General features: G+C 65.0%; 21 protein-coding genes. 12 read left to right on the top strand and 9 right to left on the bottom strand.

What is annotated here, in order from left to right:
- Window positions 1–25: 25 nt before the first annotated feature.
- The 3 genes from K3U93_RS03690 to K3U93_RS03700 form a co-directional block, all read right to left on the bottom strand.
- The gene (locus tag K3U93_RS03690; protein ID WP_071509792.1) at window positions 26–541 is read right to left on the bottom strand and encodes an Rv2253/PknI dimerization domain-containing protein; all 516 of its coding nucleotides are present in this window, start codon (window positions 539–541) and stop codon (window positions 26–28) included.
- A 111-nt stretch (window positions 542–652) separates the two neighbouring features.
- A complete protein-coding gene (locus tag K3U93_RS03695; protein WP_083009212.1) occupies window positions 653–1,213 on the bottom strand; it encodes an Rv1363c family protein in 561 nt (186 codons plus the stop codon).
- Window positions 1,210–1,950, bottom strand: a complete 741-nt coding sequence (locus K3U93_RS03700; protein ID WP_083009215.1) for an Rv1363c family protein — start codon at window positions 1,948–1,950, stop codon at window positions 1,210–1,212. The genes K3U93_RS03695 and K3U93_RS03700 overlap by 4 nt, the downstream gene beginning before the upstream one ends.
- Window positions 1,951–2,103: 153 nt before the next feature.
- Here K3U93_RS03700 and K3U93_RS03705 point away from each other — a divergent pair, with 153 nt between their 5' ends.
- The gene (locus tag K3U93_RS03705; protein WP_176219876.1) at window positions 2,104–2,508 is read left to right on the top strand and encodes a hypothetical protein; all 405 of its coding nucleotides are present in this window, start codon (window positions 2,104–2,106) and stop codon (window positions 2,506–2,508) included.
- 262 nt (window positions 2,509–2,770) lie between these two features.
- Here K3U93_RS03705 and K3U93_RS03710 read toward each other — a convergent pair whose 3' ends face one another.
- From K3U93_RS03710 to K3U93_RS03720, 3 genes are all read right to left on the bottom strand, one after another.
- Window positions 2,771–3,052, bottom strand: a complete 282-nt coding sequence (locus K3U93_RS03710) for an Mtp family mycobacterial-type pilin (protein ID WP_230981643.1) — start codon at window positions 3,050–3,052, stop codon at window positions 2,771–2,773.
- A gap of 67 nt (window positions 3,053–3,119) precedes the next feature.
- On the bottom strand, window positions 3,120–3,488 hold the full coding sequence (locus tag K3U93_RS03715; RefSeq protein ID WP_071509709.1) for a SpoIIAA family protein: 369 nt from the start codon (window positions 3,486–3,488) through the stop codon (window positions 3,120–3,122).
- Between the two features lie 58 nt (window positions 3,489–3,546).
- Window positions 3,547–4,122: a TetR/AcrR family transcriptional regulator gene (locus K3U93_RS03720; protein ID WP_083009506.1), complete on the bottom strand. Its 576-nt coding sequence runs from the start codon at window positions 4,120–4,122 to the stop codon at window positions 3,547–3,549.
- Between the two features lie 164 nt (window positions 4,123–4,286).
- Here K3U93_RS03720 and K3U93_RS03725 point away from each other — a divergent pair, with 164 nt between their 5' ends.
- Genes K3U93_RS03725 through K3U93_RS03740 form a run of 4 tightly spaced genes read left to right on the top strand, consistent with a single transcriptional unit; the run spans window position 4,287 to window position 6,699 of the window.
- Window positions 4,287–5,066, top strand: coding sequence for a hypothetical protein (locus K3U93_RS03725; protein WP_083009220.1), 780 nt, complete (start codon window positions 4,287–4,289; stop codon window positions 5,064–5,066).
- A complete protein-coding gene (locus K3U93_RS03730) occupies window positions 5,063–5,809 on the top strand; it encodes a hypothetical protein (RefSeq protein ID WP_083009222.1) in 747 nt (248 codons plus the stop codon). The genes K3U93_RS03725 and K3U93_RS03730 overlap by 4 nt, the downstream gene beginning before the upstream one ends.
- The gene (locus tag K3U93_RS03735) at window positions 5,806–6,402 is read left to right on the top strand and encodes a cytochrome c oxidase subunit 3 family protein (protein WP_083009225.1); all 597 of its coding nucleotides are present in this window, start codon (window positions 5,806–5,808) and stop codon (window positions 6,400–6,402) included. Before K3U93_RS03730 ends, K3U93_RS03735 begins: the two co-directional genes overlap by 4 nt.
- A 6-nt stretch (window positions 6,403–6,408) precedes the next feature.
- Entirely contained in the window at window positions 6,409–6,699 is a 291-nt protein-coding gene (locus K3U93_RS03740; RefSeq protein WP_071509790.1) for a cytochrome C oxidase subunit IV family protein, read from the top strand.
- Between the two features lie 16 nt (window positions 6,700–6,715).
- Here K3U93_RS03740 and K3U93_RS03745 read toward each other — a convergent pair whose 3' ends face one another.
- A complete protein-coding gene (locus tag K3U93_RS03745) occupies window positions 6,716–8,011 on the bottom strand; it encodes a cytochrome P450 (protein WP_083009227.1) in 1,296 nt (431 codons plus the stop codon).
- Window positions 8,012–8,200: 189 nt separating this feature from the next.
- Between K3U93_RS03745 and K3U93_RS03750 the strand changes: the two genes are divergently transcribed.
- On the top strand, window positions 8,201–8,893 hold the full coding sequence (locus K3U93_RS03750; protein WP_083009230.1) for a TetR/AcrR family transcriptional regulator: 693 nt from the start codon (window positions 8,201–8,203) through the stop codon (window positions 8,891–8,893).
- Here the strand turns inward: K3U93_RS03750 and K3U93_RS03755 are convergent.
- Together K3U93_RS03755 and K3U93_RS03760 are read right to left on the bottom strand one after the other, a co-directional pair.
- Entirely contained in the window at window positions 8,809–9,237 is a 429-nt protein-coding gene (locus K3U93_RS03755) for an Rv2576c family protein (RefSeq protein ID WP_083009232.1), read from the bottom strand. The genes K3U93_RS03750 and K3U93_RS03755 overlap by 85 nt on opposite strands.
- A complete protein-coding gene (locus K3U93_RS03760) occupies window positions 9,234–9,980 on the bottom strand; it encodes an enoyl-CoA hydratase/isomerase family protein (RefSeq protein WP_083009235.1) in 747 nt (248 codons plus the stop codon). Before K3U93_RS03760 ends, K3U93_RS03755 begins: the two co-directional genes overlap by 4 nt.
- A 111-nt stretch (window positions 9,981–10,091) precedes the next feature.
- Between K3U93_RS03760 and K3U93_RS03765 the strand changes: the two genes are divergently transcribed.
- The 6 genes from K3U93_RS03765 (at window position 10,092) to K3U93_RS03790 (ending at window position 15,728) form a co-directional block, all read left to right on the top strand.
- Window positions 10,092–10,514 carry a lipoprotein LpqH gene (locus K3U93_RS03765; protein WP_083009238.1) on the top strand — a complete coding sequence of 141 codons (423 nt, stop codon included), beginning with the start codon at window positions 10,092–10,094 and terminating at the stop codon, window positions 10,512–10,514.
- 90 nt (window positions 10,515–10,604) lie between these two features.
- Window positions 10,605–11,795 (top strand): amidohydrolase family protein, encoded by a 1,191-nt coding sequence (locus K3U93_RS03770; RefSeq protein ID WP_083009241.1) that lies wholly within the window; start codon window positions 10,605–10,607, stop codon window positions 11,793–11,795.
- Window positions 11,792–13,246, top strand: coding sequence for a FadD3 family acyl-CoA ligase (locus K3U93_RS03775; protein WP_083009244.1), 1,455 nt, complete (start codon window positions 11,792–11,794; stop codon window positions 13,244–13,246). Before K3U93_RS03770 ends, K3U93_RS03775 begins: the two co-directional genes overlap by 4 nt.
- Before the next feature lie 382 nt (window positions 13,247–13,628).
- The gene (locus K3U93_RS03780; protein ID WP_139796752.1) at window positions 13,629–14,465 is read left to right on the top strand and encodes an Rv1363c family protein; all 837 of its coding nucleotides are present in this window, start codon (window positions 13,629–13,631) and stop codon (window positions 14,463–14,465) included.
- Complete coding sequence (locus tag K3U93_RS03785) at window positions 14,462–15,094, top strand: twin-arginine translocation pathway signal (RefSeq protein WP_083009249.1); 633 nt, start codon at window positions 14,462–14,464, stop codon at window positions 15,092–15,094. Before K3U93_RS03780 ends, K3U93_RS03785 begins: the two co-directional genes overlap by 4 nt.
- A gap of 7 nt (window positions 15,095–15,101) precedes the next feature.
- Window positions 15,102–15,728 (top strand): fatty-acid--CoA ligase, encoded by a 627-nt coding sequence (locus tag K3U93_RS03790; protein WP_139796753.1) that lies wholly within the window; start codon window positions 15,102–15,104, stop codon window positions 15,726–15,728.
- Window positions 15,729–15,748 lie beyond the last annotated feature (20 nt).

Genomic DNA, 15,748 nt, shown 5'->3' on the forward strand with positions numbered 1-15,748 from the left:
GCCCCTTTGGATTAGGTGCGCCGGCTCACCCTATTTTGTCCAGCCGGAATGGCTGGTCGATGTATAGGGGCAGATTGGTGCCACAGGCGCCGGGTTTGCCGGTCGTGTGTTCTCTTCCGGCCAAGACCGACGAGCCAACCACTTTTTCACCGGTCTCCGGGTCCGCGGGATAGAAATGGATGACTTCGTGCCCGGTGTATGAGGCGCCGTCGGGGCAGGTTGTCCAGTTCGGGATGTCGCGGCTGACGAACCAGGTGCTTCCGTCGTGCATGTTGATCGGTGCGGTCCAGCCCTGGTCGCTGACCACCTGGCCCGTGCAGTCCTCCGCGGTTTGGCACGAAGTGGTGATTTTCCAGGTTTCTCGCACCACCGGTTCCTGGTGATACACATCGTTCGTCCTGGCCCAGTCGCCGACCCAGGTGGCGGTATATGTCCCGTTGAGGGAAGCGTCGTAGGCCCACGCTGACGGGGCCGCGCCCACACCGCCAATCACGCCGGCGGCCACCAGTGCCGCGCTTGCCGTCGCATTCATGAAACGCATCGGCCGCTCCTTGACGCGCTGATGCCGCCAGTTTGAAAAGCAGGTGAATTCACAGGCTAACACCGCCTCCGCATATCGCGATCTCGTTTGGAGCGAACCTGCATTCGGCGCTCACACGACATCGAATTTTTCGATAAGCCATGACCCGTTGACCTTTGTCAGCGCTACCCGAAGACTGCTCGATGTCACCACCGGTTGTGGCTTTTCCTTGCTTGCCGTCTTCTGCTTTATGAAAACAAGCACGACAGCCGAATTCGGGTGCATCTCCGACACGGCGGCCTTGACCACAGTGGCGGTCGTCGTGACCTGGCCGCGCTGAGCCGACGGCCCCACGATCTGGTCCGCGAAGCGCTGGTAGTAGGCCAGGTAGTCCTCGGTAAGCCGGGACTTGGCGTTGGCGAAGTCGCGGTCAAGGGTTTCCGGCGAGTAGGACAGCAGCGCCACCGTGCCATCGCTGGCCGCCTTGACGACCTGGTGTGCCGCGGCGTCGTCGGTCTGCAGATCCGGACGGTAGGCGAAATAGAAATAGCCGGCCGCATAACCGGTCGCGGCAATAAGCAGAAGTGTCAACAGGATTGGACGCCACCTCGCCGCGCAACGACGCGTCCAGCGCCGGATCGCGCCGGTTCGGCGGTGACGCGTCGGCTCCCGGGGTGATTCGTCGACCGTCACGGAACGAACTCGATTCTCGAAACTTTCAGCTGGCCCGCGTCCCTTTGGATGGCAACGACCGCCCGCAAGGACCGCGAATCCGGCTTAGCCTCACCGGGTTTGATGATCTCTGATTTCGCCGCGACCAGGACAAGCGCCGAATCCTTGGTCATGGATTGCACGGCGACGGCTTGCACGGTGGCCTTGGCGCTGATTTTCGACTGCTCGATTGCCTTGACGAGATCCTCGGCGCCCATCAAGAAGCCGACCTTGAATATCCCGGTGGTGTCGTCGGCGAAACGCTGCATGTCTTCTCTCGCCTTGTTCGGGTCGATCGACATCATCGTCACGACGGCGTTGCGGGCGGCCGCGGAAAACTCCGCGGCGCGTTGACGTTCCGCCACGACGTTGCGGTGATGCCACACCAGATACCCGCTCGCCGTTAGCGAGGCGCAGATGACCACGGCCGCGGCAGCGGCGGCGAGGGCCTTCCTGCCGGGGCGACGCAGCCGCCGACGCGACGGCGCCGACTCGTGTACGGCATCGGCATCCGCGTCGGACCGGTTGCCTTGATCGCTCGACGCCGCCTCGGCTTGTTGGCGCAGCCGTATCGCGCGGGCACGAGCGGCCTCGGCGCGGGCCTCCGCCTGGGCGAGTTCGTCCGCTCCGGCTACCGAAGCGGACGGTGACGCGGACAGCACCCCCGCCCGCGGATTATCGGCCCCGATCGGGTCGCTGGGAAGCTTGCGCGGCGGCATGGATCACCTCCCCGTCCGCACCTATGGACGAGAGTCACATTATCACTGCCAGGCGGGCACGCCGCCGCCGGCGGCGGCGATATCCGGTGCCGATCCTCTCTGAAAGGGAGAATTCTATTCCCTGCCGTGGTTCGGCTGTGGCAAAGTAATCTCGTGCGATTCATCGTGGCAGTGGTCGCCGTACTGCTGGGCCTCGGTGTGGTGGCGGCGCCGCGAGCCGCCGCCGGACCGAGCGTCTGCGATTACCCGGATTGCACCCCGGGCATCATGCCGCACGTTGTGCTCGGTGCGCCGTGCGACAACACCACGTACTACGTGTTCGGGACCGCCGACTACTACGTGTCTTTCGCGACGCAGCCGGGACGGTTGATGTTCTGCGGTTCGCCGAGAAGATATGAGCCCCGGTGGTTCCGCTCGCCCCCGATGGCCGGCGTCAAGGAAGAAAACTCGTCGTGCGTTGACTACCCGGAGTACTACGTCGCGCAGGCACCGGACGGCCTGTTCCTGGTCTGCAACGCACATGACGGCACCCAAATCTGGGAGCGCGGCGACACGTAGTGGGCCCGGGCCGGTCCGGCGCCGGCGTGAACACCGGGCCACGTCGTAGTGGTCACATGTGTCACTCGCGTCTCGGCATGGCGGGCACCCGCGTTGTTGCCCGCCTCGTAGCGACAAGTGGTTGGCTGTCGCTGTGAGTCGGGCACATCGCCTATGCCGGCCAGCGAGTGACCGATGTGACAAATGGGATTAACGCGCGACCTCGAAGTAACCCCGAATCCCGACCTGCTTACGGGCCAAACCCCTTAGCCGCCAGCCGAACTCACGGCCGCGTGTTCGGTATCTCCGGCCATGTTTGGAAGGGGCTGGGACCGAAGTAGTCGCCGTTATGAATCGTGCCGTCCATGTCGCGATGGTGCGCGTCGTGGCAGGTGGTCGGATCCCATTGAGGCCCCCATGCCGGGTTGAAGGGCTGCCCCGGGCACCAGTGGTATCCGACGAACGGCCAGGGCGGATCGTCGGCGTGAGCGCTGGTTGCGGTGCCCACACCCGCCAGTCCAATGTCGGCGGCCACCATGATCGCTGCGGCAGCCAAACGCGCCATTGTGTTCATGAGAAAACCGTACCCGAGCGGGTGGAGGTCGCCACCATAGTTTTCGGCCCAATGCCGTTTAGCCGGCGGCCCATTCTTTGGCGCGCTCAAGCTCGTTGAGGCCGAAGAAGGCGAGTTCGCCGGGGATCATCCACGCCAGGGCATGCAGCGTATGGGCGACCCATTCCTTGTCGGACACTATCGCGATCCGCTTGAAGGCCGAATGATGCTGGAAGAGAGCGCCGAAGCCCAGTTTCAGGTCTTCGACCAACCCGCCGGGCCCGAAGCCCTCGTAATCGGACGCGATGACCTCCACGATCCTGATCTCGCCGCTCTTCAGCAGCTTTTCCAGGGTCGGCTTGACCTCGCGCAGGTCCTCACCGCGCAGCCGGCCCGACACGCGGATGCCGATCACTCCCTGCGGCACGTCCGGCAGTACTTCGATCATCGAACTCCCCTTCCTTACCAACGGGCCAACAGGCCAACAGCGATGTATAGCTTGGGATTTAATCTCCGGCCACGGTGAGCCGCCGCTTGGCTCTGCGTGAGCCGGCGGAGCCGTCATTGGCTTCGGCCGCGTCGACGAGTCGGCGCGTGATGCGCCGCAGCTGGCAACGCAGCGTCTCGTCGTCGATGCCGGCCACCAGCGGATGCATCACCCCGACCGCGATGGCACCCGACATGATCGCCGCCAAAACCCTGCTGTCGTCGCCGGCGTCACCAACGAGCACCCGGTAGAGACGCTCGATGAATCGCTGGAACGGTTGGTGCTCGGCCAGCAAGCGGACGATGACCGGATCGAACTGCAGGGTGCTGGCCGCCCCGCGACGTTCGACGGCCAGATCGATGACCCGGTCCAGCAGCAACTCGCGCGCCCGCGGCGGGTGATCCTCGGCTTCGGCGGCTTCCAACGCCTCCTCCAACCCGCCGAGTTCGCGTTCGGTGAGCGCGATGACGATCTGCTCTTTGGTTTTGAACTGGTGGTAGACCGCCGCCTTGGTGACCCCGATCGCGTCGGCGATCATCTGCAAGGAGGTCCCGCCGACGCCGTGGTCGGCGATCAGTTTCAGGGCCGCATCCATGATGCGGGTCTGTGCCGGGCTGCGCGTGACGGCACCGAATTGACACCCGGCCCGCGGAGAATCCACACCCAAAGCGTAGCCGATCGGCTATTGACGCTCGGGTAGCCGATCGGCTAGCTTCGCTGACGGGCCAGGCGGTGTCGTGTGCCGGAAGGAGTCAGGCGATGTCCGACGTCGGCGCGAACGATGCGGCAGGTCGCGGACCTTCGCGAGTTACGTTGCGCCACACCGACGGTGAGCTGATCCTGTTGTGGACGTTGCCGGTGGTGGCGATCGTCTGGATCGCCGCGTTTCTCTTGTTCCCGGGCTTCACGCCGCCGATGTCGCCCACGATGTCGGCGGGGCGGGTGGCCGCCTTCTATCGGGAAAACTACCCGGGCATCCGATACAGCATGATCCTGTTCAACTGGTTCGGCGTCGGCCTCATCCCCGTCCTGACCCTGCTGGTGATGCAGATCCGCCGGATGGCTCATCGCACGCCGATCTTCTCCTACTGCATGCTCGGCTGCGTGGCCGGCGGACCCACCCTGTTCCTCATCGCCAACGTCTGCTGGCTGCTGGCCGCCTTCCGCCCGGAACGCAGCCCAGAGCTGACGCAGCTGCTCAACGATTTCGCGTGGATCACCTTCACCACCTCGGTGCCCTTCCTCATCGCGCAAAGCGTAATTTTTGCCCTGTCAATCTATTTCGACGATCAACCACGTCCGGTGTTCAACCGATGGGTGGCCCACTTCAACCTCCTCATCGCGGCCGCGCTGGCGCCGGCGGCGTTCGTCGGCCTGACGCTGACCGGCCCACTGGCGTGGGACGGAGCGTTGTCGTTCTGGCTGAAGAACACCGCCATCGCGGTATGGATCGTCGTGACGGCCGTCGTTGTGGGCCGGGCCGTTTACCGTGAACGCGCCGAGTACCCGCGGCGCGTCGACGAACGGGTGAACGCATGAACGCGACACAGACGCTCCGGCATAACCCGAAGCGCGAGCTGTGGTTGGCGTGGTGGACGCTCATCGTCTTCTACAACTTCTTCTTCCTGGTGTTCTTCGTGCTCACGCGCACCCAGCCCCCGCCGGACCCCGCGTGGGACGCCGAGAGGATCGTGCGGTGGTTCCGCGACAACCACTTTGGGCTTCTCGCCGGGTTCGCCATCATGTTCCTCATCACCGGCATGACGACCATGTGCAACGCCCTCATCGCCTATTCGATGCGGCGCATGTCGATCAGCCGCGCTTTCGCGTACTCCTACCTGGTGCTGTACTCGCTCAGCGCCATACCCGGCATGCTGCTGATGTGCGTCGCGCTGACCGTCGGCGCGCTGCGACCCGACCGCGACCCCGAACTGATCCATTGGATCTACGACTTCGCGTTCCTGTCGTTCGTCGGAACCATGGGGGTGTTCCTGATCGGCTCGCTGGTATGGATGCTCGCGATCCTCATCGACAAGAACCGGGTGTTCCCCAAGTGGTTCGGCTACCTCAACCTCTGCAACGCCCTCACCGAGATCGTCGTGTCGCCCGCCTGGGCGTTCCGGCGGGGCGTGTTGGCGTGGAACGGCCAGATCGCGTGGTGGCTCGACGTGGTCGTATTCGGCATCTACACGGGCGTTTTCATCGCCCTGCTCCGGCGGATGATCCAACGCGAGGACTTCGGCACCGGGCCCCTGCCCGACGTCGCCCCGGCGGCGCCATGACCGACCTCGCCGGAGCCGACGTGGCACGAGACGCGAACAAGCCCGCCAGGTTCGTGCCGGGCCAGCCGGACATGTGGGCCTTCGTGTTGTTCGAAACACTGGTTTTCACAGCATATTTCGGCTTCTACCTGTTCTACCGAACCCAAAGCCCCGGACTCTTCCTGCGCTCCCAGGCGCAGCTCGACCTGCGCATCGGGGTCTTCAATACCCTTGTGCTGCTCCTGAGTTCGTGGTCGGTGGCGCGATGCGTGCAGGCGTCGCGCGCCGGTGCCTACCGTCCGGCGCTGAAGGACGCCTTCCTCACCGCCTTGTTCGGTCTGGTGTTCCTCGGTTCCAAGGTGTTCGAGTGGGCGCGGCAGATCCGCATGGGCAACGGCCTTACCAGCAACGACTTCTTCACCTACTACTTCTTTCTCACCGGGATCCACTTCGTGCACCTGCTGATCGGCTTCGTCGTCCTCGGCGTTGCGGTGTACCAACTTTGGAGTCCCGTGAGGCGATCCCAGGAGCTGGTCGAAACGTGCGCCACCTACTGGCACACCGTCGACTTCCTCTGGGTGCTCATCTTCGCGCTACTGTACGTGGTGAGGTGATCGGTGATCGGATTCAACAAAAGGCTGCTGGTCGTGTGGGTCGTGCTGGCGTCATTGACGCTGGCCTACCTCTGGATAGATCACTCCGCCGAAGATCGGGCCGGCGCGCTCAGCCCCAGCGCGGTGGTCACGTCCAGCGTGATCGTGATCGCACTCATCAAGGTGCGCATCATCTTTCGGGAGTTCATGGAAGTCAGGCAGGCCCCCGCCTTGCTGTGCCGGCTGACCGACGCCTGGGTCATCCTCATCGGCGCGAGCCTGCTCGCCACCTACTTCATCGGAACGCAGATCCGATAGTTCTCGCGCAGGAGTTTCAGCGCACGGACGCGACAGCGTCGGCGGTGGTGAACCTCAGGTGCAGTTCGCTCAAGCCACGCAAGATATACGTCGGCTCGTAGGTGTAGCGGCGGCCGGCGCTCGGGCCGTGGTGGGCCTCGTCAATCTCGATGTGCGACATCCGATCCAGGATGCGCTCGATCGAGACGCGGCCCTCCACCCGGGCGAGCGGTCCGCCGGGGCAGGAGTGGACGCCGCGGGCAAAGGCCATGTGCTCGCGAACGTTCTTGCGGTGGAGGTTGAACTCGTGCGGGTTCTCGAACCGGCGCGGGTCGCGATTGGCGGCGCCCGGTAGCACCATCACCACGGTGCCGGCGGGTATGTCGACACCGCCGATGCGGGTGGCCTTGCGGGCCAGCCGCGAGTCGCTCTTGACCGGGCTTTCCATGCGCAGCGATTCTTCGATGAACGCGGGAATCAGGCTGCGGTCGTCACGCACCTGCCGCTGGATGTCCGGCCGGTCGCCGAGCACCTGCAGCGCCGCGCTGAGCAGCTTGGCCGTGGTCTCCTGCCCGGCCGCGAACAGGAACGTCGCCGAGCGGACCACCTCGATCACCTCGGGTGTCGATCCGTCCGGATACTTCGCCGTCGCGAGCGCGGTGAGCACGTCGTTGCGCGGTTCGCGTCGCCGGTCCTCGATGTAGGAGCAGAACTTCTCGTCGAGCCACTCCAGCGGGTTGATGCCGACCGACCCCTGGTTCAGGGCGCCCACCCGCGACTCGGGACGGTCGGCGCCCAGAACGACGCGGAACTCCTTGTGATCGTCCTCCGGCACGCCGAGCAGGTCGGCGATCACCAACGTGGCGAACGGCTTTGAATATTCGGCGATGAACTCGCACTCACCGTTGTGCAGGAACTCGTCGAGCTGACGATCGGCCAGGCGCCACATGAACTCCTCGTTCTGCTTCAGCCGGCTCGGGGTGAGCAGCTTGCTCAGCACCGACCGGGCCCGGGTATGGTCCGGCGGATCCATGGTGACCATGTGCTCGAACATCGGAAAATAACTGCGGTGCCGGTCGATTTGGGCGCTGATGTCGTCGCCCTCGGGCTGAAAGGGCAGCGGCGGAAACGGCCCGCCGAGCGCGACGATGTTGGAGAACGTGTCGGCGTCCTTGTAGACCTCGGAGGCTTCCTCGTAGCCGGTGACGGCGACGGCCCCGTGGTGTGGCAGGCGCAGCACCGGGTTTTGGCCGCGCAGGTAGTCGAAGTAGGGGTGCGGATCGGGCACCAGCGACGGATCGGTGAAGAAGTCGATCGAGTCGTAGTCGCTCATCGGATTGCGTCTCCCTGGGCTGGGTTTACCGGTGGTGTTCGGCGGCAAGCGATGCCGCCGCCCGGTTTCAAGAATGTGCTGAGCACCTGCTTAGCATGGCGGTAATGTCAGGGTCAAGGTCGCGGGCGGCGCGCCACGATACGATCCGTCTGGTCGGCACGGGGGCGCGGAGAGGACAGAGGGCAGGGCATGGCATCTGCTTCAGCGGCCCGCAGGATCGGGGCGCCGGACGCGAAGAATCGCGGCCTGCTGCTCGACGCGGCCGAGCGGCTCATGCTCGACGAGGGCTATGCCGCGGTGACGTCGCGCCGGCTCGCGCACAAGGCCGGGCTCAAACCCCAACTCGTGCATTACTACTTCCGCACCATGGACGAGCTGTTCCTGGCGGTCTTTCGCCGCCGCGCCGAGGAAGGCCTGGCGGTTCAGGCGCAGGCGCTGCAATCGGCCCAGCCGCTATGGGCGCTGTGGAGATTCGGCACCGATCCCGGATTTACCCGGATTTCGATGGAATTCATGGCACTGGCCAACCATCGCAAGGAGATGCGAACCGAAATCGCTTACTACGCAGAACGTTTCCGCGAGGAACAACGCCGAGCGGTGACGGGCGCGCTGCGGCGCTACGGTGTGGAAGCCGACGATGTGCCCCCGGTGGTGTGGACGGTGCTGATGACCAGCCTGTCGCGGTTTCTGGTGCTCGAGCAGGCGCTCGGCATGTCCGCCGGTCACGCCGAAACCCTAGAGCTGGTCGAGAGTTATCTGCGCCGCCTGGAAGGGGAGCCGGAGCCGGCCGGGCCGGTTCACCAGGTGCGCAGCGAACAGAGCGCGCCCTTGGGGCCGATTTTGGACACCACGATCTTCCCGTCCACCGACAGGTCGCATTGAATGCCGCCGGGTGCGGCCGGTCGCCGGCCGGTCGTGACGGTCACCATCGCCCACTGATCGGGGTTTAACAGGTTCACCGGCTGAACCCACGGCTTACCGGGGGCGATATCCGCATGGACCTGCGGGGTGAAGGTGTACGGGTTGTGGCTGTAGTCGGAGAAGAGTGTCGGGTCCTGATCCTGATAGAAGATGTCGACGTAGGCCGGGCTCGTGGACGAGACGACGTACACGACCTGATGCCACACAGGGTCGGCCTGTGCCCGTCCGCTGCCGACCAGCAAATCCGCCACAATCAACGATGTCGCCGAGCTTGCGACCAACAGTGTCTTCACGGTGGTGTTCATGACGCTCCTCCGGCTGCCGGGCGCGGACTGGCGGTGCGGTTCATCACCCGCTCTGCGGCCTGCCAGTGGGCGTCGGCAACCCACAGCCGTGCAAAGGATGCTATCGCCTCGTCGGGAGGAACTCCCCGTATTACGCGCTTTATCTCCGTCGCCGGATGGCGGGCCAGTTTCGTCGCCACCGATCGCCATCCCTCGTCGAACGATGACCGGGGAAACACCAGATCCACCAAGCCAATTCGCTGGGCCTCGGTGGCGTCGACGGCGGTTCCGGTACCCGCCAGCAGAAGCGCCCTGCCCTTCCCGACGAGGGCGGCCAGTCGCTCGGCGCCGCCCCAGGCCGGCATGATTTCCAGCTCGACCTGATTGAAGCCGATCTTGATGTCGTCGGCGGCGATCCGGATGTCGGCGGCGACGGCGACCTCGGCGCCGCCGCCGAAGGCGTGTCCGTTCAGCGCGGCGATCACCGGGGCCGGGAAGCCGGCAAGCTGATCGCAGACCGCCCGCATCCGCTTGGCCATCGCGGCGGCATCCTCCTCGGTCCGCAGCGCGCTCAGCTCCTTGAGGTCGCCGCCGGAGACGAATGCCCGGTCGCCCGCGCCTTTGATGACAAGGGTTTTGGCGTCCGCGGCCGCGTCGAGCGCCTTCTCCAGCTGATGCATGGTGTCGAGTCCGATGGCATTGCGAGCGTGGGGACGATCGATGGTGAGCACCGCCAACCCGCCGTCGATCTCCAGGTCCACCATGCGTCGTCGCTCCTCGGGCGAGAACGGCCGATATTGGCATTCTCTTATCGGGAGAATAACATCATCGTCGCAGGCCGAAGAACTTTCGTCGGCGAGGATGGGGGTGGTCCGGTGCGTAGCCGAATCGCTGCCGCGTTCGCGGCCGCTCTCGCCGTCGCCGTGCTCGGGGCCTGCACGTCGCGTCCGCCGACCCAGGTGTCCAGCACGGCGTCGGTCACGGTCAACGGCAACGACGCGAACATCCATGTCGTCAAGTGCAGTCAGTTGGAGTGGTACCGGACGATCGACATCGGCGGCGACTTTGCTGGGGCCACCGTTGTCATCGATCAACGAGCGGAACCGCTCACCACCGAGTCCGTGCGCATCCGGAACTTGGGCGGCTTCACCGGCATGTACTCCCAAGGCGACGGCGGCGACGCCGACATGAGCCTGAGCGGCGACAAATTCACCATCACCGGCACCGCCAACGGCTACAACACCGACAAGCCCGGTGAACCGGCCACCGCCGCCTTCAAGATCATCGCGACCTGCTGACGTCCCGCGCCGAGCGCTCGAGCGGGGCCACGCGTTGCGGTTGGCGACCTGGAGAGAATACAATTCTCAGAAATTGCGAAGGAGGATTTCATGGGGCAGTTGTCGCATCGGGTGGACGTCCCGTTCCCACTCTTTGACGCGGATAATCATCTCTACGAGCCGCCGGAAGCGCTGACCAAGTACCTGCCCAAGGAGTACAAGGACTACGTCCAGTACGTGCAGATCAACGGGCGCACCAAGATCGCGCTCCGCGGCGTGATCAGCAACTACATTCCCAACCCGACCTTCGAGGTCGTCGCCCGGCCGGGCGCCTGGGAGGAATACTTCAAGTACGGCAACCCGGAAGGCAAGAGCAAGCGCGAGCTGTTCGGCGAGCCGATGCGCGCGATCCCGGCGTTCTTCGAGCCCGGCCCGCGCCTGGAGAAGATGAACGAGCTGGGCCTGGACCGCACCCTGATGTTTCCGACGCTGGCCAGCCTGATCGAGGAGCGGCTGCGCGACGACCCGGTCGCCATCCACGTCCTGATCCATGCGCTGAACCAGTGGCTCGACGAGGTCTGGGGCTTCAACTACCAGAACCGCATCTTCACCACCCCGGTCATCACCCTGCCGATCGTCGAGAAGGCGATCGAGGAGCTGGAGTGGGTGGTCAAGCGCGGCGCGCGGTGCATCCTGATCCGTCCGGCGCCGGTCCCCGGATTTCGCGGCCCCCGATCGTTCGCGCTGCCCGAGTTCGACCCGTTCTGGGAGCGGGTCGTCGAGCACGACGTGCTGGTCGGCATGCACTCCAGCGACAGCGGCTACTCCCGGTACACCTCCGAGTGGGACGGCGCCGACCAGGAGATGCTGCCGTTCCAAACCAACGCGATGGGCATCCTCAACGAGTGGCGGCCCATCCAGGACGCGGTGGGCTCGTGGGTGATCCACGGCGCGCTCTACCGCCACCCCAAGCTGAAGGTCGCGATCGTCGAGGCCGGATCGAAATGGATGACCCCGCTGCTGGACGGCCTGGCCGAGGTCTTCCGGAAGGCCCCGGAAGCGTTCCCGAGCGACCCCGTCGAGATGGTCAAGAACCGGGTCTACGTCAGCCCGTTCTTCGAGGAGGGCATCGACGATCTGATCAACCTCGTCGGTGTGGACCAGGTGCTGTACGGCTCGGACTGGCCGCACCCCGAAGGGCTGGCGGAGCCGACCTACTACATCAACGCGCTGTCGCACCTGCCCGTCGACGACCAGGCAAAGATCATGGGCGGCAACCTCGGTCGGCTCGTCACCGTGTGACCCAAACGTTGGCGTGGCAGACCATCCCCGAGATGGTCTTGAGCGCGGCGGACCGCTTCGGCGACGCCGAAGCGGTCGTCGACGGTCCACTGCGCCTCACATTTGCTGAACTGGTGCAGCGAATACGTTGCGCCGCAGGCGCTTTCGCGGACCTCGGCGTCGGCAGGGGTGAACGGGTCGCGATCTGGGCGCCGAACTGCGCGGAGTGGATCGTCGCGGCGTTCGGCCTGCTGACCGCGGGCGGTGTGCTGGTGCCGGTGAACACCCGGTTCAAGACGGAGGAGGCGGGCGACATCATCGCGCGCAGCGGAGCCAAGGCCGTCCTGGTGCAGAAGGGATTCCTGGGCCGGGATTACACTCTGTCCTCTTTGAAGCCCTCCGGGCTTCCACCGGTCATCGATCTGAAATCCGACTTCCTTTCCGGCGGTTCCCCGTTCGAGCGGCCGGTGAGCGGCACCGACATCTCGGACATCATTTTCACCTCGGGCACGACCGGCCGCCCGAAGGGCGCGATGATGAATCACCGCCAAACGCTGCGTGCGTACGAGGAGTGGGCGACGCTCGCGGATCTGCGCGAGGGTGACCGCTATTTGATGATCAACCCGTACTTCCACACGTTCGGCTTGAAGGCGGGCCTCGTCGCGTCCTTCCTGCGCGGTGCGACGATGCTGCCGGTCGCGGTTTTCGACGTCGATACGGTGGTGGATCTCGTTGAACGCGAACGCATCACGATGCTGCCCGGTCCGCCGACGCTGTACCATTCGTTGTTGACGGTTGGCGACGGGGCCAGGCTGTCGACGTTGCGGGCGGGCGTGACCGGCGCCGCGGACATCCCCGTCGAACTGGTCCGTCGCATCCACGGTGAGCTGCCGTTCCGGACGTTGATGACCGGTTACGGGCTCACCGAGGCCGGCAACGTCACCTTGTCCCGGCCCGGTGATTCCTTCGAGGATGTGGCCAGCACCGCGGGCCTGCCGTGCGAAGGGGTCGAGGTGCGCATCGCCGGCGACGGCGAGATCCTGGTGCGCGGGTACAACGTCATGCAGGGCTATCTCGACGATCCCGCCGCCACCGCCGAGGCGATCGACGCCGACGGCTGGCTGCACACCGGCGATCTCGGCAACCTGGACGACGCGGGGCGACTGCGTGTCGTCGGCCGCAAGAAGGACATGTTCATCGTGGGCGGATTCAACGCCTACCCGGCCGAGATCGAGGGCTTCCTGCTCAACCACCCGGCCGTCGCGCAGGCGGCCGTCATCGGTGTCCCCGACGAGCGGCTCGGACAGGTGGGCAAGGCGTTCGTTGTCCGGAAAGGTGTTGTCAGCGCTGAGGAATTGATCGGTTGGTGCCGCGAACGCATGGCCGGGTTCAAGGTGCCGCGGTCGGTGCGGTTTCTCGAGGCGCTGCCGCTCAACGCCACCGGCAAGGTGGTCAAAGACTTGCTTCGGTAGGCGGCGTGCCATCCTCGTATGCCAGATAAGAGAACTATATTCTCACAGCTTGTTGGGCATTTGTCGAGTGGCGGCCAGGGCGGCATCGGCGGGAATGGCCGGAGAAGGTGATAACGTGGCTCTCCTGATCGTCAGGACGTTGGCGGCGGAAAAATATCGGCGCAGATGCTCGCGCGTTAACGCGTCTGCCGAGTAGGGTTGCCGAACGGCGACGCCCACGCCGGGATACCGTCGCCTGCCGTCCGTGGCCAGAAGCAAACTTGCCACCGACGGGCAAGCGGCAGAGGAGTTTGGCATTGAGTCACGAGCAGCCTCGTTCCCGGGCTGGTGAACGGTGAATGGCGGCGCCCGCCAAAATGCCACTGACACGAAATCGGTTCCGGTGAACGAGGACGAAACCCCAAGCACCGCCGCCGAAATCCGGGCAATGGCCGAACAGGCCGAGGCAGAGGCCGCGGAGGCGGAGGCTCTTGCCGCCGCCGCCCGTGCCCGTGCCCGCGCCATTCAATTGCGACGCCAGGCCGAACTCGCCGAAGCGAAAAAACAGGAATCAGCCGCCGCGCAAGACACCCGCGAGATCGAGTCGGAAGAAATCCAGTCCGCGGTCGAGCCGGAAAGCGTCGAGACCGAAGGGAGTCCGGCCGAGGCCGAAGGGAGTCCCGCCGATGCCGATGCCTCGTCGGCCGAGGAGGAGAAGCCGGCGCGACGCTGGCGCTGCCTTTCCAGGCTTCGCCGTCCCAAATGGTCCACCATTGCCGCGTCCATAGCCATCGTTATTATTCTCGCCGCGCTGGCGGGCAGCGGCTACATGATCAAGGAGCATCGCGATGCGGTCCGGCAGCGGCAGCGTGCGGCCGAGTTCGCCGCGGCGGCACGCCAGGGCGTCGTGACGCTGACATCGCTGGACTTCAACAACGCCAAGCAAGGCGTGCAGCGCATCCTCGAGAACTCCACCGGCTCGTTCAAGGACGACTTCCTCAAGATGGCCGACGATTTCACCAAGGTGGTGGAACAATCGAAGGTGGTCTCGCAAGGCACCGTTCAGGCCGCCGCTGTAGACACGATGACGGCCGATTCGGCGGTGGTGCTGGTGGCCTCCACGTCGGAGGTGACCAATGCGGCTGGCGCCAAACAGGATCCACGTAACTACCGGCTGATCGTGACGGTCACCCGCGACGGTGGTCAGCTCAAGATATCGAAAGTCGAGTTCGTGCCGTGACCGCGGACGAAACGTCGGTGCCAGAGACTGCGGAAGCCGAAGAGACAGCGGAACTCCCAGAGACTGCGGAAGCCGAGGAGACGCCAGATGCCAGCGCGGCACCCGGCCGGTTGAAGCGCTCCTTCGCCACGCTGAAGAAGCGGTCGTCCGGCAAGGTCCTTCCCGCCCTGCTGGCGTTGTTGGTCGCGGCTTCGTTGGCGCTGCTGGGTGCGCTGTTCTATTTCTTGTACTTGCCGGATCGGGACACCGATGCCGCGGCCGCAAAGGCGGCGATTTCGGCCGCCAGCGAGGGAACGGTGGCGGTCCTGTCGTATTCTCCCGATACCCTTGACCGCGACTTCTCTTCCGCGAAATCACATTTGACCGGTGACTTCTTGTCCTACTACGACCAATTCACTCGGCAGATCGTTGCCCCGGCCGCCAAACAGAAGTCGGTGAAGACGACCGCGGTGGTGCTCCGCGCCGCCCTGTCGGACTTGCGTCCGGGTTCGGCCGACGTGCTGTTGTTCGTCAACCAAAGCACGCAGAGCAAGGATCGGCCAGAGCCGACGTTCACCTCCAGCAGCGTATCGGTGAAGCTCACGAAAGCTCATGGGAAATGGCTCATTTCGTCGTTCAATCCGGTGTAGGCCTGCGGTGACGACGAACGAGATACATTCGATGGTGATCGCATCGGATTATCGCATCCCGGATCCGACCCGAGTGTGGCCGCTGCTCGAGCGCAACAAAGCGGCACTGGCCGACATTGGCGCACACCACGTTCTGGTGTACACGTCCACCCACGACTACGGCCGGGTGCTGGTAATGATCGGGGTGCACAGCCGTGAGCCGATCGTGGAACTGTTGCGCTCCCGGGTCTTCTTCGACTGGTTCGATGCCGCTGGTGTCGACGACATCCCCGCGGTCTTTGCCGGCGAGATCGTCGACCGGTTCGTTCCGGTACCGCCGGCCATCTCCGGGGCGCCGGGCGTCGTGGTTGCCGCGATCGCGTCGGTCGACGACGTGTCGGCCCTGCTCGCGGGGGTCAGCTCGGCAGCGGACCGATTTACCGCGGCCGGTATCCGAAAGACCTGGATTTTCCAGGCTTTCGACGATGAGCATGAGGTCCTGATCTTGCAGGAGTTTCCCGACGAGGAGGGCGCGCGGCGGTGGATCGACCACCCCGACGCCGCGGCCCAATGGATGTCCGGGGCGGGCGTGGGTGCCTACCCGCCGCTCTTTGTTGGCCGGTTCTTCGACATGATGCGCATCGAGGCGGACTGAGCGGACCGATCCCGGACCGC

Source organism: Mycobacterium malmoense (assembly GCF_019645855.1).
Taxonomy (GTDB): domain Bacteria; phylum Actinomycetota; class Actinomycetes; order Mycobacteriales; family Mycobacteriaceae; genus Mycobacterium; species Mycobacterium malmoense.

What these genes read in the sequence shown, in the direction of transcription:
- K3U93_RS03690 (WP_071509792.1), bottom strand. Translation starts at nt 541, where the DNA reads ATGCGTTTCATGAATGCGACGGCAAGCGCGGCACTGGTGGCCGCCGGC.
- K3U93_RS03700 (WP_083009215.1), bottom strand. Translation starts at nt 1,950, where the DNA reads ATGCCGCCGCGCAAGCTTCCCAGCGACCCGATCGGGGCCGATAATCCG.
- K3U93_RS03710 (WP_230981643.1), bottom strand. Translation starts at nt 3,052, where the DNA reads ATGGCGCGTTTGGCTGCCGCAGCGATCATGGTGGCCGCCGACATTGGA.
- K3U93_RS03715 (WP_071509709.1), bottom strand. Translation starts at nt 3,488, where the DNA reads ATGATCGAAGTACTGCCGGACGTGCCGCAGGGAGTGATCGGCATCCGC.
- K3U93_RS03720 (WP_083009506.1), bottom strand. Translation starts at nt 4,122, where the DNA reads ATGGATGCGGCCCTGAAACTGATCGCCGACCACGGCGTCGGCGGGACC.
- K3U93_RS03725 (WP_083009220.1), top strand. Translation starts at nt 4,287, where the DNA reads ATGTCCGACGTCGGCGCGAACGATGCGGCAGGTCGCGGACCTTCGCGA.
- K3U93_RS03730 (WP_083009222.1), top strand. Translation starts at nt 5,063, where the DNA reads ATGAACGCGACACAGACGCTCCGGCATAACCCGAAGCGCGAGCTGTGG.
- K3U93_RS03735 (WP_083009225.1), top strand. Translation starts at nt 5,806, where the DNA reads ATGACCGACCTCGCCGGAGCCGACGTGGCACGAGACGCGAACAAGCCC.
- K3U93_RS03745 (WP_083009227.1), bottom strand. Translation starts at nt 8,011, where the DNA reads ATGAGCGACTACGACTCGATCGACTTCTTCACCGATCCGTCGCTGGTG.
- K3U93_RS03750 (WP_083009230.1), top strand. Translation starts at nt 8,201, where the DNA reads ATGGCATCTGCTTCAGCGGCCCGCAGGATCGGGGCGCCGGACGCGAAG.
- K3U93_RS03755 (WP_083009232.1), bottom strand. Translation starts at nt 9,237, where the DNA reads ATGAACACCACCGTGAAGACACTGTTGGTCGCAAGCTCGGCGACATCG.
- K3U93_RS03760 (WP_083009235.1), bottom strand. Translation starts at nt 9,980, where the DNA reads ATGGTGGACCTGGAGATCGACGGCGGGTTGGCGGTGCTCACCATCGAT.
- K3U93_RS03770 (WP_083009241.1), top strand. Translation starts at nt 10,605, where the DNA reads ATGGGGCAGTTGTCGCATCGGGTGGACGTCCCGTTCCCACTCTTTGAC.